Annotated in this window: 18 protein-coding genes; 8 read left to right on the forward strand and 10 right to left on the reverse strand. The window is 53.1% G+C overall.

Annotated features, from left to right (window positions below; genetic code table 11):
- The first annotated feature begins 280 nt into the window (after positions 1–280).
- From C5523_RS05980 to C5523_RS06005, 6 genes are all read left to right on the forward strand, one after another.
- Positions 281–595, forward strand: coding sequence for a BON domain-containing protein (locus C5523_RS05980; RefSeq protein ID WP_039077619.1), 315 nt, complete (start codon positions 281–283; stop codon positions 593–595).
- Between the two features lie 115 nt (positions 596–710).
- A complete protein-coding gene (gene yqaB, locus C5523_RS05985) occupies positions 711–1,277 on the forward strand; it encodes a fructose-1-phosphate/6-phosphogluconate phosphatase (RefSeq protein ID WP_107224576.1) in 567 nt (188 codons plus the stop codon).
- Positions 1,274–1,702, forward strand: coding sequence for a YqaA family protein (locus C5523_RS05990; protein ID WP_039077617.1), 429 nt, complete (start codon positions 1,274–1,276; stop codon positions 1,700–1,702). The genes yqaB and C5523_RS05990 overlap by 4 nt, the downstream gene beginning before the upstream one ends.
- 80 nt (positions 1,703–1,782) lie before the next feature.
- Positions 1,783–3,327: a glutamate--cysteine ligase gene (gene gshA / locus C5523_RS05995; RefSeq protein ID WP_108700753.1), complete on the forward strand. Its 1,545-nt coding sequence runs from the start codon at positions 1,783–1,785 to the stop codon at positions 3,325–3,327.
- A 152-nt stretch (positions 3,328–3,479) separates the two neighbouring features.
- Positions 3,480–3,995: an S-ribosylhomocysteine lyase gene (gene luxS, locus C5523_RS06000; RefSeq protein WP_039077615.1), complete on the forward strand. Its 516-nt coding sequence runs from the start codon at positions 3,480–3,482 to the stop codon at positions 3,993–3,995.
- A gap of 52 nt (positions 3,996–4,047) precedes the next feature.
- On the forward strand, positions 4,048–4,827 hold the full coding sequence (locus C5523_RS06005; RefSeq protein ID WP_071194731.1) for a helix-turn-helix domain-containing protein: 780 nt from the start codon (positions 4,048–4,050) through the stop codon (positions 4,825–4,827).
- Here C5523_RS06005 and leuA read toward each other — a convergent pair.
- On the reverse strand, positions 4,824–6,473 hold the full coding sequence (gene leuA / locus C5523_RS06010; protein WP_039077613.1) for a 2-isopropylmalate synthase: 1,650 nt from the start codon (positions 6,471–6,473) through the stop codon (positions 4,824–4,826). The two genes, C5523_RS06005 and leuA, sit on opposite strands and share 4 nt — an antisense overlap.
- 436 nt (positions 6,474–6,909) lie before the next feature.
- Here leuA and C5523_RS06015 point away from each other — a divergent pair, with 436 nt between their 5' ends.
- Together C5523_RS06015 and C5523_RS06020 are read left to right on the forward strand one after the other, a co-directional pair.
- Entirely contained in the window at positions 6,910–7,245 is a 336-nt protein-coding gene (locus tag C5523_RS06015) for a hypothetical protein (protein WP_064572395.1), read from the forward strand.
- Complete coding sequence (locus tag C5523_RS06020) at positions 7,242–9,785, forward strand: FKBP-type peptidyl-prolyl cis-trans isomerase N-terminal domain-containing protein (protein ID WP_108700754.1); 2,544 nt, start codon at positions 7,242–7,244, stop codon at positions 9,783–9,785. Before C5523_RS06015 ends, C5523_RS06020 begins: the two co-directional genes overlap by 4 nt.
- A 34-nt stretch (positions 9,786–9,819) precedes the next feature.
- Here C5523_RS06020 and C5523_RS06025 read toward each other — a convergent pair whose 3' ends face one another.
- The 9 genes from C5523_RS06025 to proV all read right to left on the reverse strand — a co-directional run bounded on the left by C5523_RS06025 (position 9,820) and on the right by proV (position 20,615).
- Positions 9,820–10,935 carry an AAA family ATPase gene (locus C5523_RS06025; RefSeq protein WP_108700755.1) on the reverse strand — a complete coding sequence of 372 codons (1,116 nt, stop codon included), beginning with the start codon at positions 10,933–10,935 and terminating at the stop codon, positions 9,820–9,822.
- Positions 10,932–11,639 (reverse strand): RNA ligase family protein, encoded by a 708-nt coding sequence (locus C5523_RS06030; RefSeq protein WP_079497819.1) that lies wholly within the window; start codon positions 11,637–11,639, stop codon positions 10,932–10,934. The genes C5523_RS06025 and C5523_RS06030 overlap by 4 nt, the downstream gene beginning before the upstream one ends.
- A 295-nt stretch (positions 11,640–11,934) precedes the next feature.
- On the reverse strand, positions 11,935–13,473 hold the full coding sequence (gene emrB / locus C5523_RS06035; RefSeq protein ID WP_108700756.1) for a multidrug efflux MFS transporter permease subunit EmrB: 1,539 nt from the start codon (positions 13,471–13,473) through the stop codon (positions 11,935–11,937).
- A gap of 15 nt (positions 13,474–13,488) precedes the next feature.
- Positions 13,489–14,661 carry a multidrug efflux MFS transporter periplasmic adaptor subunit EmrA gene (gene emrA / locus C5523_RS06040; protein WP_039077608.1) on the reverse strand — a complete coding sequence of 391 codons (1,173 nt, stop codon included), beginning with the start codon at positions 14,659–14,661 and terminating at the stop codon, positions 13,489–13,491.
- 127 nt (positions 14,662–14,788) lie between these two features.
- Positions 14,789–15,319, reverse strand: a complete 531-nt coding sequence (gene mprA / locus C5523_RS06045) for a transcriptional repressor MprA (protein WP_039077607.1) — start codon at positions 15,317–15,319, stop codon at positions 14,789–14,791.
- 546 nt (positions 15,320–15,865) lie between these two features.
- Positions 15,866–17,050 carry an MFS transporter gene (locus C5523_RS06055; RefSeq protein WP_108700757.1) on the reverse strand — a complete coding sequence of 395 codons (1,185 nt, stop codon included), beginning with the start codon at positions 17,048–17,050 and terminating at the stop codon, positions 15,866–15,868.
- A 235-nt stretch (positions 17,051–17,285) separates the two neighbouring features.
- Positions 17,286–18,281, reverse strand: a complete 996-nt coding sequence (gene proX / locus C5523_RS06060) for a glycine betaine/L-proline ABC transporter substrate-binding protein ProX (protein ID WP_039077604.1) — start codon at positions 18,279–18,281, stop codon at positions 17,286–17,288.
- Between the two features lie 71 nt (positions 18,282–18,352).
- Positions 18,353–19,420, reverse strand: coding sequence for a glycine betaine/L-proline ABC transporter permease ProW (gene proW / locus C5523_RS06065; protein ID WP_107224584.1), 1,068 nt, complete (start codon positions 19,418–19,420; stop codon positions 18,353–18,355).
- Positions 19,413–20,615, reverse strand: a complete 1,203-nt coding sequence (gene proV, locus C5523_RS06070) for a glycine betaine/L-proline ABC transporter ATP-binding protein ProV (protein WP_039077602.1) — start codon at positions 20,613–20,615, stop codon at positions 19,413–19,415. Before proV ends, proW begins: the two co-directional genes overlap by 8 nt.
- Positions 20,616–20,847: the final 232 nt, after the last annotated feature.

The following is a 20,847-nucleotide window of genomic DNA, read 5'->3' on the forward strand; positions in this document are numbered from 1 at the left end:
AGCATTGTTATTTCATGGGCTGCGCAATAATCGCCAGCACCAGGGAGGATAACGTTGCGTCAGCAACGGCCCGCAGGGCGAACGCATTGTGTCATCCTCCTGGATACCCCATCTTCTCTAAAACAACGTTCTCTTCTCCACCTTCTTATTTTTCGAACACATTTTTCACGTATCCTTTTTCATTCCCTGACAGATTTTTATTGGCAGGTTGTTCTTTCCTCTATAATTTATCTGCTCGTAACGATGTAAATTGAGTAAGGCGAAGGCAAGGAGAGATATCATGAAAGGGTACAAAGCTATTTCTGCGTTTTGCGCAATGTTACTTGTCGCACTGACCCTGAGCGGTTGTGCGGGCTCATCTAAAAAGGAAAGCACCGGCGGCTATATTGACGACACCGTCGTGACAACTAAAGTCAAAACCGCGCTCTTCAATGATAAAAACATTAAATCTTCGGAAATCAGCGTTGAAACCTTTAAAGGGCGTGTGCAACTGAGTGGTTTTGTCTCCTCGGCTGAAAGTGCTAAGCGCGCGGTGGAGGTCGCCCGCCGGGTTCCGGGCGTGCGGGTGGTCGAGAACGATTTGAGGATCAAATAATCCTCGCAACCCCCAAAGACGCCCCAGGGCGTCTTTGTTGTCTCTACGTCCGGCAGCGACAAAAATCTTTGTTTACGATAAAGTAACGTTTTGTTATCCGCTCGATGAGAACACGATGTACGAACGTTACGATGGTCTGATTTTCGATATGGATGGCACCATCCTGGATACCGAACCGACTCACCGTAAAGCCTGGCATGAGGTGCTGGGGCATTATGGTCTGCGTTACGATATACAGGCGATGATTGCGCTGAACGGTTCTCCTACCTGGCGCATCGCACAGTCGGTAATTGAACTCAATCAGGCCGATCTTGACCCTTATGCGCTCGCACGTGAAAAAACAGAAGCGGTAAAAGCGATGCTTCTGGATACCGTTCGTCCGCTACCGCTTATTGATGTTGTCAAAGAGTGGCATGGTCGCCGTCCGTTATCGGTCGGGACGGGGAGCGAAAGCGCGATCGCCGAAGCACTGTTATCCCATCTTGGTCTGCGTCACTATTTCGCTGCCGTGGTTGCAGCCGATCATGTAAAAAACCATAAACCGGCGCCCGATACTTTTTTGCTCTGTGCGGAAAAAATGGGCGTCGCACCGGAAAGATGCGTGGTTTTCGAGGATGCGGACTTTGGCCTGCAGGCGGCACGCGCGGCCGGGATGGATGCTGTGGATGTTCGCCTGCTGTGAGTGAAGCGCTTTCTCTTGTTTCACTGTTTGTCAGCAGTTTTCTTAGCGCCACCTTGCTTCCAGGCAACTCTGAGGTGGTGCTGATTGCTATGCTGCTTTCCGGCCTTAGTCAGCCGTGGTTACTCGTATTAATAGCAACAATGGGTAATAGCCTTGGAGGGTTGACTAACGTTATTCTTGGGCGTTTCTTTCCAATGCGTGAAAAGTCGCGCTGGCAAGAAAAAGCAACAGGCTGGCTAAGACGCTATGGTGCAGCCACACTGTTATTAAGCTGGATGCCTGTAATCGGCGATTTGCTGTGCCTGCTGGCGGGATGGATGCGAATTCCCTGGGGGCCAGTCGTGTTTTTTTTATGCCTTGGGAAAGCATTGCGCTATGTAATTGTCGCTGTCGCAACGCTCCAGGGCATGACGTGGTGGCACTAATTGGACTGAGTGAGTGACCTTTAATCGTCAACCATTACAATTATGCTTAATAAAATGAATATTACAGGCGGGAGGTCAATTTGATCCCGGACGTATCACAGGCATTGTCCTGGCTGGAAAAAAATCCTCAGGTTCTCAAGGGGATTCAACGAGGTCTTGAGCGCGAAACGCTGCGCGTCAAGGCAGATGGCACGCTGGCAACCAGCGGCCATCCGCACGCCCTTGGTTCCGCGTTGACCCATAAATGGATTACGACAGATTTTGCCGAAGCATTGCTGGAGTTTATTACTCCGGTAGACGGTGATATTCAGCATATGCTGACCATCATGCGTGATATTCACCGCTTTGCCGCGCGTGAAATAGGTGATGAACGCATGTGGCCGCTCAGCATGCCGTGCTATATCGAAAACGGCCAGGATATTGAACTGGCGCAGTATGGCTCGTCAAATATCGGTCGCCTGAAAACCCTGTACCGTGAAGGCTTGAAAAACCGCTACGGCGCGTTGATGCAGACCATTTCAGGCGTGCATTACAATTTTTCGCTGCCGATGGCTTTCTGGGAAGCCAAATGTGGGGAAACTGATAAAGAATCCGTTTCTGACGGTTACTTCCGTCTGATCCGTAACTATTACCGCTTTGGTTGGGTCATTCCGTATCTGTTTGGCGCGTCCCCGGCGATTTGCCCCTCTTTCCTGCAGGGCAAACCTTCGACGCTGCCTTTCGAGAAGACCCCTGGCGGCATGCATTATCTGCCGTATGCCACTTCGCTGCGTTTGAGCGACCTGGGGTACACCAACAAGTCGCAAAGCAATCTTGGCATCACCTTTAACAACCTGTCTGATTATGTCGTGGCGCTGAAACGCGCGATTAAAACGCCCTCTGAGGAATACGCGAAGATTGGTCTGAAAAAAGAGGGTAAGTACCTGCAGATCAATACCAATATCCTGCAGATTGAAAACGAACTTTATGCCCCGATTCGCCCGAAACGCGTAACGCGTAACGGTGAGTCGCCGTCGGATGCGCTGTTGCGCGGCGGAATTGAATATATTGAAGTGCGTTCGCTGGACATCAATCCGTTCACCCCGATTGGCGTAGATGAGCAGCAGATCCGTTTCCTCGATCTGTTTATGGTCTGGTGCGTGCTGGCGGATGCGCCGGAAATGAGTAGCGACGAGCTGCTGTGTACGCGTAAAAACTGGAATCGCGTGATTCTGGAAGGGCGTAAACCGGGCCTGACGCTGGGCATGGGCTGCGAAACGGCGCAATTCCCACTGCCACAAGTCGGGAAAGATCTGTTCCGTGACCTTAAACGTGTCGCGCAGACGCTTGATGGATTGTACGGTGGCAACGATTATGAGCAGGTTTGCGATGAACTGGTGGCCTGTTTTGACAACCCGGAACTGACATTCTCGGCGCGCATTTTGCGTTCTATGCTTGATAAAGGTATTGGCGGTACGGGCAAAGCGCTCTCAGAAGAGTATCGGTCCATGTTGCGTGAAGAACCGCTGGAAATTTTGCGCGAAGAGGATTTCAGAAAAGAGTGCGAGGTTTCCTGGGCGCGCCAGAAAGAGGTTGAAGCGTCGGATACTGAGACATTCGAGGCGCTGGTCGCAAGACACGCCTGACAGAAAAGAAAAAGGCCACAGTAATGTGGCCAAAATATTCATCTCTGAAAACAGGGATGATGATAACAAATGCGCGTCTTTCATATACTCAGACTCGCATCAGAATGAAGAGTTCATTTTATTTTAAAAAAAATCACTGCGGAGGTGACTAAATGCCATTGTTGGATAGCTTCACTGTCGATCATACCCGTATGGAAGCGCCTGCGGTTCGTGTTGCAAAGAGCATGAACACTCCTCATGGCGACGCTATTACCGTTTTCGACCTGCGTTTCTGCGTGCCTAACAAAGAAGTCATGCCGGAAAAAGGTATCCATACGCTTGAGCACCTGTTCGCAGGTTTCATGCGTGATCATCTGAACGGGAATGGCGTGGAGATTATCGACATCTCCCCGATGGGTTGCCGTACCGGCTTCTATATGAGCCTGATCGGTACGCCTGATGAGCAACGTGTGGCCGATGCCTGGAAAGCGGCGATGGCTGACGTACTGAAAGTGCAGAACCAGAACCAGATTCCGGAACTTAACGTCTATCAGTGCGGCACATATCAGATGCACTCGCTGAGCGAAGCGCAGGACATTGCGCGCCATATTCTCGAAAAAGACGTGCGTGTAAACAGCAATGAAGAGCTGGCGCTGCCGAAAGAGAAACTGCAGGAACTGCACATCTAGTGCGAATGTTCCCTCTCCCAACGGGAGAGGGATGGGCAAAGGAGGTTAAGCGATGTCCACGACCTTAACCTTCTCCTTTACCCATCGCCCTCTGGTCCCCTTTGCCCATGATTATGAACACGGAGAAAGCGAGCCGTGGCATCAGCATGAGTGCGCCCAATTGCTGCATATCTTAAGTGGCGTTGTCCGGGTGGACACGGCATCAGGTTGTTGGGTCGTACCGCCAGGGCGCGGCGTCTGGTTGCCTGCCGGAACACAACATGCGATTCGCATTACGGGTAAAGTTGCTGCACGCACGCTGTTTATTGACCCACTTGCCCGCGCGGATTTACCCGCCTCCTGCCAGATTGTGCAAATCACACCGCTGCTACGCGAGCTGATTATCGCCTCGTTTTCTCTTGCCGAAAAATACGCGCCGGCCAGTCGTGATGAGCATGTTTATGAGCTGATACTCGATGAAATCCGCGGTATGCGCGTGCTGCCCTTTTTCTTGCCGGAGCCCGAGAGTGAAGTGCTGAAAAATCTGTGTCTGCGCATTCGCGAGTCGATAGCCCAGCCCTGGAGCAGCACACAGGCGGCGGCGCTGATCGGCATGAGTGAAAAGACCCTTAACCGCCATTTTCAACGGCAAACGGCGTTAACTTATGGCGAATGGGTTCGGCAGGCAAAGCTGATGGAAGCGCTGGTCAGGCTTGCGCAAGGTCACTCAGTGTTACGTGTCGCGCTGGATCTGGGATACGGCAGCCATAGTGCGTTTACGGCGATGTTTCGCCGGGTGATGGGGATATCACCCAGCGATTATTTCCGCGCACCGGAAAACGAGTGTTATTAGCTCAGCGCATTCAGTAACGCCTGTAAAGATGCCCTCGCCACATCATTATCGATACCCACCCCCCAGCTTCCGCTACCGTCCGGATACAGACAGTGAATGTAGGCCACAGAGCGGCTGTCGCTACGTTCTCCGAGCGTATGTTCGTGATAATCCTTAATGCTGAAAGGCTGTTTAAGCAACTGGCTTAGTGCGCCGGCGGCGGCAGACAGCAATCCATTACCCAGACCTTCGATTTTACGTTGGGTCCCCTGTAGCAGTAATGTGGCCTGCAAATGTAACTGACCATCCTGGCGGCTTTCGCTTTTATAATCCACCAGGGCCAGCGCAGGCTGCGCAATCAGGCCGTAGCGCTGGCGGAAGAGCTGCCACAGCGCATTTTGCGTCATCTCTTTACCGTGGCTGTCCGTTTCGCGCTGTACATGCTGGCTAAAATCCTGCTGTAACGCGCGGGGTAATTTCAGCCCATGATTTTGCTCAATCAGCCACGCGCTACCGCTCTTACCGGACTGGCTGTTCACGCGGATCACCGCTTCGTAGGTACAACCAATGTCCTGCGGATCGACAGGCAGATAGGGCATCTCCCAGCGCTCGTCAGCCTTGCGGGCATCGAAGCCTTTTTTAATCGCATCCTGATGCGATCCAGAAAAGGCGGTATAGGCCAGGCGCCCGGCCCACGGATGACGTGGGTGAACGGGCAACTGATTACAGTTTTCCACCACATCGACCACCTGCTGCATATTGCTGAAATCAAGTTCCGGTGAGATACCCTGGCTATAAAGGTTCATCGCCAGCGTAACCAGACAAACATTGCCGGTGCGTTCGCCATTACCGAACAGACAGCCTTCAACGCGATCGGCACCTGCCAGCAGCGCCAGCTCAGCACTTGCCACGCCAGTTCCGCGATCGTTATGCGGATGCACGCTGATACTCACCGCCTGGCGACGGGTAAAGTGGCGGCAGAAATATTCAATCTGATCGGCGTAAACGTTGGGCGTGTTGACTTCCACCGTCGCGGGCAGATTAATAATCATGGGACGTTCAGCGCCGGGTTCCCATACATCGGCCACGGCTTCACAAATTTCCAGCGCAAATTCCGGTTCGGTAAAACAGAAGGTTTCCGGGGAATACTCGTACTGCCAGCGGGTTTGTGGATGCTGTTCGCAAAGTTGACGAATGAGCCGTGTAGAGCGTACCGCAAGGGCGATTACGTCGGCCTTTTCCATGCCAAACACCAGCTTGCGAAACAGTGGTGCCGTCGCATTGTAGAGGTGAATGGTAGCGCTGTGCGCTCCCATCAATGAAGCGAAGGTTCGGTGAATCAGATCCTCGCGCGCCTGGGTCAATACCTGGACAGTGACATCCTGGGGAATGCGGTTTTCTTCAATCAACTGGCGTACAAAGTTAAAGTCGGTTTGCGATGCAGACGGGAATGCCACTTCGATCTCTTTAAAACCGCAGGCGAGGAGCAGATCCCAGAACTGCAACTTACGCTCACTGTCCATGGGCTCTGCAAGCGCCTGGTTGCCATCGCGCAGGTCTGTAGAGAGCCAGCGTGGCGCGTGGGTTTGTTGTTTTTCAGGCCAGCGACGATCGGGTAACGAAATCGGCGTATAAGGACGGTATTTTTGTGCAGGGTCTTTAAGCATTGTCTTCTCCTTTGGTCTGTGAATTATCCTGGCGGCAGACAAGAGACGATGCTTTAGCGCAGCGGACAGAAACTACTGAGAAACGGACAATCTGGCTGTCAACACCCGATGTAAAAGTCCTGGCGCCTGTACGCATATTTTATTTATTACGATTTTCATTAATTCTATTCTGCGATTGGTTTATTTTTATAATAAATATTATTGTGCTTTAAATGTATTATCTGAATGCTTTTATTGGCAGGATTCTGATTGCTAACCACCTGTTTAATTTCTGCTTGTTGTCATTTTCTTTCTGCCGTGGTAGGTTTTATTTTTCTTTTTTTGTGGTTGATAACCAAACGGGAATGAATGTATTCATATTACGGATGCATTCACAGGGAATATTATGCTCAGGTATGAGGCTACTATGCGGTCATCACACGTCGGATTCATAATAATGACACTCGCACTACTGCTGGTAGGGTGCTCAGGGAAAAAATCATCGCCCCCTTTGACTTCAACATCGGGAAAGCAAAGTGAAGTGCAATGCTATCAAATGTTTACTGCATTAAAATCACTTGATAACGCATCTTTTAAAAAGTACCAGCAACAATTCAGTATTATCAATAATAATTATGCAATATATAAAAAGAATCAATCGCTTATAGATGGAAATTCTTCGGAAATTATTAGGCTTGAGCTGAATAATAAAGTTGATATTGTTTGCGCTCGTGTGCGCAGCGCCGTGTTTGCCAATATGTCAAGGCGTGCAAACGAATTGAACAAATTATGAGAAAGTTATTATCTATTGCTGTAATAATCTCGGGTGTGGTTTTCTCAGATATGGTTGAGGCCGACTCAACGTTATTAATTGAACGACTGCAGCAAGAAGGGATGCTGGCACCCGAGCCGAATATTTTGTTTAAAAATGCGGGTGAAAAACCACAAAGTACGACTCCTGCTGTTCCTCTGTTGACGCCTTCTTCACCTGCAACGCAGGTAAAAAATACCGCGGTAGTCAAAAAGAGTGCTGCGCAACAATCGGAACTCAGTACCCTGAAACGAAAGCTCAGCACTCTGCAGCGTGAATTGCAGGCGCTTCGTAAGCAGAATGCGTCACTTAAAAATCGACAGCCAGGCCTGTTAACGGAGCAGGGCGAAGCATTCAGAGATGAAAATAAACAGTTGCACCAGCAACTCCTGGCGAGTGAGAAACAACTGGCTGAAAGCGCGCGTCGCTATGAAAAACAGGTTGGCGAACTGACCGCGCGGGCAGAAGAATTACAGACGCAAATGACACACTTTCAGTTGGCTGCCAATGAGGCTGCCAGCCAGAAAGCGCTACTGGAGCAGCAACTGGCGAAGCAGTCTGGCAGCGACAAAACGCTGGCGACGCAGCGGGCGGAGGCCGAAAAACTGCGCGCCCAGCTTGCGGCGGCGAATGAGAAAACTGCGACGCTTGGCAAGAATATCGCCGAACTGGAGAAAACGGCGCAGGCGAATAGCGCGCGCACCGCCGCACTCGAACAGAGCCTGAAAGAGGCCACCAGCCAGAAGGCGCTGCTGGAGCAGCAACTGACGAAGCAGTCCGACAGCGATAAAACGCTGGCGACGCAGCGGGCGGAGGCCGAAAAACTGCGCACCCAACTTGCGGCGGCGAATGAGAAAACCGCGACGCTTGGCAAAAATATCGCAGAACTGGAGAAAACCGCGCAGGCAAATAGCGCGCGTACCGCCACGCTCGAACAGAGCCTGAAAGAGGCCACCAGCCAGAAGGCGCTGCTGGAGCAGCAACTGGCGAAGCAGTCCGACAGCGACAAAACGCTGGCAACGCAGCGGGCGGAGGCCGAAAAACTGCGCGCCCAGCTTGCCGCAGCGAATGAGAAAACCGCGACGCTTGGCAAAAATATCGCAGAACTGGAGAAAACCGCGCAGGCAAATAGCGCGCGTACCGCCACGCTCGAACAGAGCCTGAAAGAGGCCACCAGCCAGAAAGCGCTGCTGGAGCAGCAACTGGCGAAGCAGTCTGGCAGCGATAAAGCTATGGAGACGCAGCGGGCGGAGGCCGAAAAACTGCGCGCCCAGCTTGCCGCAGCGAATGAGAAAACCGCGACGCTTGGCAAGAATATCGCCGAACTGGAGAAAACCGCGCAGGCAAATAGCGCGCGCACCGCCACGCTCGAACAGAGCCTGAAAGAGGCCACCAGCCAGAAGGCGCTGCTGGAGCAGCAACTGGCGAAGCAGTCCGACAGCGACAAAACGCTGGCAACGCAGCGGGCGGAGGCCGAAAAACTGCGCACCCAGCTTGCGGCGGCGAATGAGAAAACTGCGACGCTTGGCAAGAATATCGCCGAACTGGAGAAAACGGCGCAGGCAAATAGCGCGCGTACCGCCACGCTCGAACAGAGCCTGAAAGAGGCCACCAGCCAGAAGGCGCTGCTGGAGCAGCAACTGACGAAGCAGTCCGACAGCGATAAAACGCTGGCGACGCTACTTGAGCAAGCCAGTAAACAAAACAGCGAACAGCTCACTCAGCTTAATACTGCCAAAGACAAGATCGCAGAACAGTTCGCGCGTCTTGCTAAACTTGAGCAGCAGGCCAAAAAAGCCGACGAAGAGAAAAAGCAGGCGTTGGCCAGTCTGGCAACGTTACAAAAGGAGCACGATGCGACTTCCCTTGAACTGGTTAAAGCAAAGCAGTCCGCCTACTCACTGAAAAAGCACAAGTCTGAGGAGGCAAAAATAAACTATGCCTACGGTGCGTATTACGCGGTTAAGGTTCTCTACGAATTCAAAGTACTGGAGAATGCCGGGCATAAGTTCTTACCTCTGGCCTTCCAGCAGGGGTTCAAAGATAAGCTCGCCAACACAATGCAACTGAGCGAAGAAGACGTTGGTCAGACTTTAACTCGTTTTGATCAGCAGGTGGGGGCGGCGAACGAGCGAGAACGGGAGCGTAACAAAAAACAGAGCATCCAGTTTGTTGCGCAGGCTGCTAAAGTCAAAGGCGCTGAGCGGACCCACAACGGCGTGGTTTACCAGGTTATCAAAAAAGGCAAAACACCGCTATTAACCGCAAACGATACGGTTCGTTTCCGGCTTGATGAAAAAATCAGTACCGGAAAGAAAATTTCTGTCGGCGAAGTACGAATCGGTATGGTGAATAAGCTTCCGGAATTAATGCAGCAAGGCTTGCTGCGTATCGGCAGTGGAGGCAAGGTCAGGATCACCGTTCCGAGTGAACTTGCCTATGGTGAACAGGGGATACCCGGTTCTGTGCCGCCAGGCGTGGCCTCGGAAATAACCCTCGAAATTCTTGGCATCGTGAAATAGCACAAGAAGGGCCTCCTGGCTGGAGGCCCTTAGGTTATGCATCCGTTACCCGGTACTCAACGCAATGTGCTTCATCGGGCTGAGGAACCTCAAGCCTGGACGACATGCGCAGAATGACCTCTTCCGGTACGGCATGCTGGCGATTGGCATTCTGCGTTTTCCATTGCGGCCAGGGCACTTCCAGATAGACAATTTTTACCCTCGCCCCGTAAGCCGTGAACAGGCTGATAAGCTGAGTTCGCAGTTGTCGGCTGATGTTTGTCGCATTCCACACGAAGGGCGATTTTTGCCGCAAAAGCACGCGCGCTTCCTCTTTCGCCAGTTGTACGACTTGCCCGGTTGCTGAGCGATCGGCAGGGCTTACGCCCAGCCGCCTGCGAATATCATCCAGGCTTATGACGGCCAACCCTTTGCAATGTTCGCTGATATAGCGATCTTTCCCCATTCCGGGCAGTGCGCTAAGCAAGGTCACCTCGAAGGACTCTGTGTCCCAGGGCACAAAATTTGCCGGGCTGTTCTCATGCGTCAGGTAATGCCAGCGTGCGGTATCGGATGCAAAGGGGCGCGCTTGCCCCCAGCAGTGCTGCTCCTGACAAAAGAGCTCAAACAAAGCAATGCGATCAAGCATCTCCTGTTTGTCTTCGCAATGACGCCCCTCCATATCGGCACGCGCGAGCAATGCCAGCAGTCGAGTGTCAATACGCATCGCAGCACTCAGCAGTAAGCGCTCAGGCGACGGACGTTCCAGCAGCCATAAGGGGAGGCCATGCAGACGCACCAGCGCCGCAATCTGCTCGCGCAGGGCAAATGGCGTCGGGATGTCACGCCACAAAATATGCCGTGCAGTGAGCTCACCTTTGCGGGCATGGCCAGGCGAGTGGATACGTCCGTCATCGTCCTGGTGCGTGGTGCTGCGCTTTTCGACATCGTGCAGGAGCGCCGCGGCCCACATTATTTCCTGCTGCTGGCGTGGCAGTTGCTGATACGCATCCATTTCCGTCAACGCATTGAGGACCATCTCGGTGTGGAGCCCTACATTGCCTTCCGCATGGTGAAAGGGATCCTGTGGAACCTGATGCATCTCTTCCACCCAGTTAAAACGCTGGCGTAAAGTGGCCCAGTTTTTGTCTTCGCTTAGCTGCCAGATCATCGTGTGCCTCCTGCTGCAAACTCATACGCCATGCGGGCGCGTTGCCAGTTGCGCTTCCAGTGCTCGGTGGTTTTCACATGATTTTTGCGCACAAACTTGAAGACATTATGCGCAAATTCATCAACAGGAAATTCTTCACTGTTGCGGGTGACCACACCTTCCAGCGTACACGGCTTGCCGGTCTGGGTATCCCAGGGCGCAAATGCGCCACTGCCGGTTGTGAGCGCCAGAAACTCACGCTGCCACGCCTTTTCATCGTTTCCAGGCTGTGGGCCTTTCATCTCTGGTACGCAGGGAAAATCAAAGAGCGCAGCATAAAATTTGACCTCTTCCCAGCTTAACCAGACGTCCTGGCAGCGGATCGCAAAGAGAAAGAAATCCTGCTCCAGCGCGTGATACTCAATGGAATGGACGGCGTAAAGATTCTCACCAAAGAGTTCGAGATCGCCGAGATCGTTTTTCAGCAATTGCCAGCGCTGGCGAATCTTATGTGTCCATGCGGATTGGGTAGGCGCAGCGTGCGAGCGCGCAAAAACGCCATAGCGGTTCAGGCAGTTATTCTCACCGTCCAGCTTTTCCGTATGGACCAGCGACGCGATCGACTGCACATCACGCCAGTAATCGGCATTGATGCGGTCATCGCTGGTGGTGCCAGGGGAGAAAGGATAGTGCCAGGTTCTCCCATATTTTCGTTGTGAATTCATGATAATCCATTATTTTTTTGTGTAATTATTGTTCGCCCGCGCGGCGTGCGAATGCCAGGTTGAGTGGGTTAAAAATGTGAGGTTAACAATCACCCGCAAAAGGGGTGGACGACGTCAGAGGGATAAACAACCTGAGCGCGTTGCTCAGAACCGATTAAGGTGAATGGAAGATTTCGGGGCGGGCGTAAAGATACACGCGTTATGATGATAAAACAACCACCTGCGAGTGCGGGCATAAAAAAGGGATCCGAAGATCCCTTAGGTGAAAGCTTTTTTCTGCCGGAATGAGCGGTGCTTAGTGCGCACCACCACCACTGCCGCCAGCACCAAACGGCGGTCTGGCAAACCACACAAGGCCCAGCAAGACCAGAAATACCGCGGCCGACATCCAGAAAATCTCATTGGCGGAAATAATCAGCCCCTGATTGGTGATTTGCTGGGCTATCCAGCCGGATGCCTGCTGCTGTGACATCCCCAGCCCCTGCAACTGGTTATACATTTCCTGCGCGTTCGGGTTGTAAGGGTTTACCGACTCGGTTAACTGCGCGTGATGCATCGATTCCCGGTTGGTCCACATGGTGGTGGTGATCGATGTCCCGATGGAACCTGCCAGCGTTCGGGCAAAGTTCGACAGGCTCGACGCCGCCGCCAGACGCTCTGGTGGCAGACCGGACAGGGTAATCGTCGTCAGCGGCATAAAGAAGCAGGCCACGGCGAAACCCTGAATAAATTGCGGCCATGCGGAAGCGCCAAAATCCATTCCCGGCTCAAAGGTATATGCACGCCAGTAGAAGCAGACGGCATACATAATAAAGCTGAATGTCACCAGCCTGCGCATATCGAGCTTATGGGCAAAACGACCAATGATCGGCGACAGCAGGACCGGGATCACCCCAACTGGCGCAGAGGCAAGTCCCGCCCATGTCGCGGTGTAGCCATAAACTTCCTGCAATAGCTGCGGCAACAGAACAATCGCGCCGAAATAGAGCATATAGGCGAGACTGATACACAAACAGCCGATGGTAAAATTCCGCGACTTAAAGAGCGACAGGTCGACTATCGGGTTCTCATCCGTCAGCTCCCACACCACAAGAAAGCTTATCGCCACCACGGCGACAATGGTCAGGATGATGATCTCGCGGGAGTTGAACCAGTCCAGTTCTTTACCCTGGTCGAGCATCACCTGCAGGCTACCGATACCAATCACCAGTAACGCCAGGCCCACGCCGTCGATGCGGCGCTGTTCAGTGCGCGTTTCACGGCCACGCAGCGATTGCAGAGTCAGCAGTACGACCAGTACGCCGATAGGGACGTTGATAAAGAAGATCCAGCCCCAGTGGTAGTTATCACTGATATAACCGCCGAGGATCGGGCCGCAAATGGGGGCTACGATCACCGTCATCGACCACAGCGCCAGCGCAATGGAACGTTTAGCGGGCGGGTAGTTACTCAGCAACAGACTCTGTGAGAGTGGAATCAACGGCCCGGCGACAATCCCCTGAATGACGCGGAAGAAGATCAGCATGCTCAGGCTATTGGAGACACCGCACGCCCAGGAGGCGATAGCAAAAGCGACGGTAGACCAGAGGAACAGTTTGACCTCACCCACACGCTTCGCCAGCCAGCCGGTGATCGGAATCGAGATGGCGTTTGCCACCCCGAAAGAGGTGATAACCCAGGTACCCTGGCTCAGGGAAGAGCCAAGGTTGCCGGCAATCGTTGGGATCGCGACGTTAGCAATGGTGGAATCCAGCACCTGCATGAAGGTCGCCAGTGACAGCGCAATGGTCATAATGACCAGTTGCGCTCCTTCCAGCGGTTTTCTCTGTTGCATTACGCGTACCTCGGATTAACCCGCGTTGGCCTTCACGATATTTTCAATCAGGGTGTTGACCGGTTTCAGGTCAAGCTCACGTGCGTTGCTCTCATAGGCCGGGCTGGTGCGAACCTGGCTCGACAGTACCTGGCCGTCACGGTTGGTGGTATCAACATTGACCAGCGTTGAGAGGCCAATACGCAACGGGTGATCGCTCAACTGTTTTGCATCGAGTTCGATACGTACCGGCAGGCGCTGAACCACTTTGATCCAGTTACCGGTGGCGTTCTGGGCCGGAAGCAGAGAGAAGGCGCTGCCTGTACCCATATCCAGACCCACCACTTTGCCGGTGTATTTCACTTCATCACCGTAAAGATCGCTAACGACGGTGGCTGTCTGGCCGATACGCATATGCGCAAGCTGAGTTTCTTTGAAGTTTGCGTCCACCCACAAACCCGTGGCCGGTACGACGGCCATCAGCGAGGTTGTCGGGCTTATCTGCGCGCCAGGCTGAACGGCACGGCGAGAAACATAGCCGGTGATCGGGCTGACAATTTTGGTACGTTGCAGCGCAAGCCAGGCGTTACGCAGTTCAGCGGCGGCCTGTTTTACCGCAGGCTGATCTTCCAGACGGGTATCCAGGATCATCGCCTGGTTGGCATTATATTGCTGAATAGCAACATCCAACTGCGCCTGTGCGGTGGCGACAGCATCACGGGCATGTTGCAGCTCTTCACGGCCAATCAAGTTGGCGTTGCCGAGCGGCACACGGCGATTTAAATCCGTTTGCGCCTGAGCCAGAGCGGTACGTTGCAGTTCGATGCTTGCCTGAAGCTGCTTGCCGTTGATCATCAACTGACGGGTCTGGCGAACGCTTGAGGCCAGCGCGGTCTGCGCTTTTTCAAATGCCTGTTGGGCATCGGTAGCATCGAGGGTGACCAGCACATCCCCTTGTTTGACGTAGTCGGTATTGTCAGCCCAGACTTTCGTCACGCTGCCGGATACCTGCGCCATGATTTGAACCTGGTTCCCTGCCACGTAGGCGTCATCGGTTTCCTCAAAATGACGCAGTACTAAAAACCAATAAATCCCATACGCCACGGCAATAACAATAAAGAGCAAGGTCAACAGCAGAAGGGCGCCTTTGCGTTTGCCTTTCTTTTTGACCGGTTGCTGCGGGGTTTGACTCTCCGCATTTGCGCTCATGCTTTTCTCCACGATCTTATTATTTCATATCGGCAAGGCCGACCTGTTTTGTCAGAAAGGCCAGCAGTGTGACGTGCCGGCCTGACGGAATTCTTATTCAATCTGGATGTTCGAGCGGATCTCAGCGTTAGCGCAGCGCCTCGAGGATGGTGCCGTCTTCGTCCATTTGATCCAGGCGAGTGAGCAACTTGCGTGTGATGTGCTCGAGTTGGTCTTTTTCAGCGGTAGTCAGCGAAGACCAGAGTTGGTGCAGACAGTTGTGCTGCGGTGGCAGAACCTGACGCAGGAATTCATGCCCTTTTTCGGTCAACTGCAGATGCAGGCAGCGACGGTCATTGTCGCTTTCACGGCGTTCAATCCAGCCGCGTTTTTCCAGTTCATCGGCGATACGGGTCGCATTGGTGCGGGAAGAGCCTAGCGCGCTGCTCAGTTCCGATGGCTGAATACTGTGATTTTCCTGCGACTCCAGGGTGATTAACGCCATAAATAGTGTTTCGTTAATCCCTTGAGCTTTCAGCATTTTGTTGCGGTTTTCCAGCAGTTTGCCCTGCATGTGCATACACAGGCGGGTGAGCAGAATTTCCTGGAACGGGAAATCTTCATAGCGGCTGGCGCGGAATTTAAGCATTTGTTCAATGGGCGTAAACGAACTATCCATTTGGGCATAACCTCATTAATTGCAGTCGATATAGTAACGACAGTGACAAATAAAGTAAATGTATTATTTTCTCTAATAAATTTGCTTTAGTTATGGGACTGTCAATAATTTCCAGACGATTCCGTAAGCGAGCGCGCGCAATAATCCAGCAAGAATCAGGCTGCGCGTTTTCCAGAAACGCAGCCCCAGAAAGATAAATAAAACGTTAACGCAGCCCGTAAGGGGCGCGGCGGGGATGGAGAACAGAGTGATGCGGGAGATGAACTCGCCGGGTGGCGAAAAACCTGGCTTCGTGGCATTCAGGCCGAATGGGAATGCCACAGGAACGTAACTTAATACGTCAGGAAGACGGTTTCTGAACCCTTCCGGAAAGGTTGCCAGTGCAACGGGGAAGGGGTCGGTTGTTGTATCTCTACTATCCATAGTATTTGTTAAATATCACCCACGTTAAAATCACCGGGATAAATAAGTCGCATAACCATATCAGACTCAGGGGCACCTTAACACCCCGGTTTTTTGGTGTTGCGACCTGGCGTGGGCGGGATTTTATTCTGCTTTTTGCGGGGGCTGATAGCCTCGCCACCAGACCAACAGGTTAAGGGCAGCGAAACTGCCACCTGCAATACTCACCCCAGTCCAGCTTGCATGCTGCCATGCCGATGCGGAGATAAGCGATCCGGCCGCGCCACCGACGAAATAACTGGTCATATAACCGGCGGTCAGACGGTTACGGGCTTCGGGTTTGAGGCGATAAATGACGGTCTGGTTGGTAATGTGGACACCCTGTACGGTCAAATCCAGTACCAAAATCCCGACGATCAGCGCCAGCACCGAGCTTTGCCCCCAGGCAATCGCCAGCCAGGAGATAAGCAGTAACCCCAGTGAGACGGTGGTGGTCAGGTGAGCTTTGCCTTTGTCCGCCAGGCTACCAAAAGGACGCGCGCCCAGTGCGCCTGCTGCGCCCACCAGGCCAAACAGCCCAATCACCCCTTCTGAGAAGTTAAAGGGCGGCGAGGCGAGCAGGAAGGCCATCGAGGTCCAGAGAATGCTGAAATTGGCGAAGGAGAGGCAGCCCAGCAGGGCGCGGGTGCGCAGTACTTTTTCTTTGGCAAACAGGGTGAAGATCGATCCCAGAAGCTGCGGGTAATTCAGGTGATTGTCCTGTTTGACCTTTGGCAGACCACGCCATAGCGCAATCGCCATGATCACCATCAGCACGCTGGCTACCCAGTAGACCGTACGCCAGCCGCCGAGGCTTGCCAGTAATCCGGCAACGGTTCGCGCCAGCAGAATGCCAAGCAGCAGGCCACTCATAATGGTGCCGATGACTTTGCCACGTTTTTCCGGCGCGGCAAGGGTGGCGGCCAGCGGAACGAGGATTTGCGCCACCACTGAGAAAAGGCCCGTCAGTGCGGTTCCAAGAACCATCATCCCAAGCGTGGTGCTGCTGGCCGTGATCAACATCCCTCCCGCAGCCAGCAGAGTCATGGAGACGATGAGCCGTCTGCGCTCAAACATATCGCCCAGGGGAACCAGGAACAGCAAGCCAGCCGCATAGCCGAGTTGGGCCGCGGTGACAATAAAGCCAGCCTGATTGGGAGAAAGCGCGAAGGCGCGGGCAATCGCATCGAGCAACGGCTGCGCGTAATAGTTGCTGGCGACGGAAAGGCCGGTGGCGACGGACATGAGCGCGATCAGCGCCGGGCTAAGCCCTTGATGTTGTTTGGTCATTTTTCTGTGACTGATTCATTAGCTGATTATTTTCGTGGATATCAATAATAACTAATGAAGAGAAAAAGGTGGGAGGGATCGCGTGTCGCTTAGTGCGGTTAAGAATTTGTGCGGTTTATTGCCCTCACCCCGCAGGGGCGAGGGGACCGATAGTGCTCGTATTATTTTGTGGGGATTCCTTTCCCACGGGGAGAGGGAGAAATCCTAGGGGAAGAGCGACTAAAAAGCCAAACCCTTACTTCTGCGCGGCCAGCGCCTCTTTCACCCAACCGTCAAACTGCTGCTGGTGGGCTTTGATCCAACCATCAACATGACCCTGAATATCCGCTTCGGAGGCGTGACCGGCGTGCATCATCGCGTTTTGCGCATTGATATCAGAAATCGGCAGCTTCATTACGGAAAACAGTTTCGCCGCCGCCGGGTTTTTCTCGGCCCAGGCTTTATTGGCGACAATGTGCATTGTGTTCACCGGGAAGCCGTAGTTCATACCGTTAGGCAGTTTGGTGTCGATATTTTTCTGCTCGCCCGGCAGAGAAGAGAATGGCACCTGTAGCCAGACCACATCTTTCCCCGGTTTCAGTACGTCACTAACCCAGTACGGCGTCCAGGTGTAATAGAGCACCGGTTTGCCTTCTTTAAAGCGAGTAATGGTATCGGCCATCATCGCCGCGTAATTGCCCTGGTTATGCACCACGGATTTACTCAGGCCAAAGGCGTCAATCTGGTGGTTGATCACCGCTTCACAGCCCCAGCCCGGCGTACATCCTGTCAGGTCTGCTTTCCCGTCGCCGTTGGTATCAAACAGTTTGGCAATGTTGGGATCTTTAAGCTGATCGATGCTTTTAATGTTGTACTTCTCAGCGGTCTTCTTATCGATCAGATACCCCTGCGCTGCGCCGGTAACGAAATCCCCCTCGCGGTAGAACTTTTTATCTCCGCCGGCCGCCGCGTACATATCATCATGCAGTGGTTGCCAGTTCACGGCGGTAAAGGTTACATCGCCCGCCGCCAGTGAGGTGTAACCGACGTTGTAGTCCACTTCGCTGGGCTTGTTGACGGTATAGCCGAGTTTTTCCAGCCCACGGCTGACCAGCAGGGTCTGGAATGTTTCTTCAGAGATAGTGCTCTGGAAAGGTTGTACGGTGATGCCTTTGCCGGGCAGGTCGGCCGCAAATGCGCTGGTGGAGACAAGGGTGGCAAACGCTGTGGCGAGAATAATGTTCTGTCGCATCGTTGTTATTCCTTCAATTTTAGGTAGGACTCAGTAGGCCCGGAGCGCGTGTCTCCGGGCGAGCTACATCGTTACTTAATGAACGGGCGAGTAATCAACCCAAGTGGGCCGGTGCTGTACCAGCGACGATTACCCCGGCTGCGGGCATCGCGACCCATCGCCTGTGTCAGGCGGTCGAGGATGATGGCGAGGATAACAATCCCCACGCCACCGACGGTTGCCAGCCCCATATCGAGACGGCCAATACCGCGAAGTACCATCTGACCAAGTCCACCGACGGCGATCATCGATGCGATCACTACCATGGAGAGGGCAAGCATAAGCGTCTGGTTGATCCCCGCCATAATGGTGGGCATGGCCAGTGGTAACTGTACTTTGAACAACATCTGGCGCGGGCTGGCGCCAAATGAACGTGATGCTTCAATTAAATCTTCCGGCACCTGGTTAATACCCAGGATGGTCAAACGCACCACCGGCGGCAGGGCGAAAATAATCGTCACCACCACGCCCGGCACATTGCCGATACCAAACAGCATCACAATCGGCACCAGGTAGACAAACGCAGGCGTTGTCTGCATGGCGTCGAGCAGCGGACGGATGATCTTCGCCGCACGTTCACTGCGCGCCAGCCAGATGCCAAGCGGTAGCCCGATAATGATGCAAAACAGCAGGGCGGTCAGCACCAGTGCCAGCGTGACCATCGCCTGCGACCAGGCGCCAATGGCACCGATCAAAATCAGTGACACCAGTGCCGCGACACCCATTCCTGCGCTGCTAATCTGCCAGGCGATCAGCGAAAAGACGATGATCGCGACCGGTGCAGGCATCCCCAACAGCAACTGCTGGAAGGCGCTTAAGATGTAATCCACCGGGACACGGATGCCCTGGAACACCGGGCGGAAGTGCGTCACCACCCAGTCGATCCCCTGTGTGACCCAGCTATCCAGTGGGATCAGCGTCTTATGGAAGGGATCCATAATATTAAAATGCTCCGGCGCAGGTGTTGGGGCATTGGCGAGCCAGTCGGCACCGCCACCATCCGTTGGTGCGGGGGCGGGTGATGATCCCCACGCATCAGCCGATTGTGCCGCGCTGTCGGTTGCCGGTGCGCTCTCCCACGGGTTATTTTGATCAGCCATTGTTTGCTCCCTCGCGATCTAAAGCCTGTAGCAGCATCCGTTTGGAGATGATGCCGACGTATTGTTGTTCTTCACCGACCACCGGTACCGCACAGGGTGCCTGGCCAACATGAGAGAGCAACTCGCTGAGCGGCGTTTCCGCTTCCACGGCAAGCGGGGAGTCGATTAACGCCGCATCAATACCCTGATTCTGGCTTAGCGCCGTTTTCAGAGAGTCGATGGAGACAATGCCAACAAATTTATTACCGCGTTCAATTACATAACCATATTCACGGTCTTCATCCTGCAACATCTTCAGCGCTGAACGTGGGCCAAAGCCTGGCGTTCTGCGAATAAGGCCGACCGGCGTGCGGCGGGCAATATCTTTTGCGCTGAATACCTGGCTAATATCCACGCCACGGAAGAAGGTTCGCACATAATCATTCGCCGGATTATTCAAAATTTCATCCGGTGTTCCGACCTGAACAACTTCGCCGTTTTGCATAATGGCAATCCGATCGCCAATACGCATTGCTTCATCCAGATCGTGGGAAATAAAGACCACAGTGCGTTGATGACGCGACTGTAATTTCACCAGTTCATCCTGCATCTCGGTTCGAATTAATGGATCGAGCGCCGAGAAGGCTTCGTCCATTAATAAGATGTCGGGATTAATCGCTAATGCGCGAGCGAGACCTACGCGCTGGCGCATACCACCAGAGAGTTCATCCGGATAAGCATGGGCATAATTCTCCAGCCCGACCTGACGCAATGCATCTAAGGCCTTTTCCTGACGCTCACTGGCGCTCGCACCCGCTAATTCCATGCCAAACGCAGTGTTATTTAACACTGTCATATGCGGCATTAGCGCGAATGACTGGAAGACCATCGCAATCTTTTTCCTGCGCACCTCACGGAGTTCGGCATCTGATATTTTGGCGATATCCACACCATCAATCAGTACCTGTCCGCGGGTGGGTTCAATCAGGCGATTGAGAAGGCGTACCATTGTGGACTTACCCGAACCGGATAATCCCATGATGACAAATATCTCGCCTTCTTCAATGGCCAGACTGGCGTCTTTAACGCCAAGCGATAGCCCTGTTTTTTCCAGAATTTGTTCTTTCGAAAATCCTTTTTCAATATATTTGAAAGCCCGCTGCGGATGCTCGCCAAATACTTTATATAGGTTTTTAACTTCTAATTTAATTGCCATGCAATAGAACGTTTCCTGTTATTTATTTATGTCGATATGTTACCTGATGCGAATAATTGACCGCGTATACCCTAGCATACTGAGATTCTGTGACAACCCTCATGACTTGTATTGATGGAATTTTGCAAGGGTAAAATCGCCTGAATTTCCCATGAGATAAGGGCTGAGCGGTGATTGAATTTTTATGAGATTTTTCGTATTCGCTGCTGAAATTACGGTGCGATGATGGTGA

Origin of the sequence: Phytobacter sp. SCO41 (genome assembly GCF_003073275.1) — a bacterium.
Lineage (GTDB): Bacteria > Pseudomonadota > Gammaproteobacteria > Enterobacterales > Enterobacteriaceae > Phytobacter > Phytobacter diazotrophicus.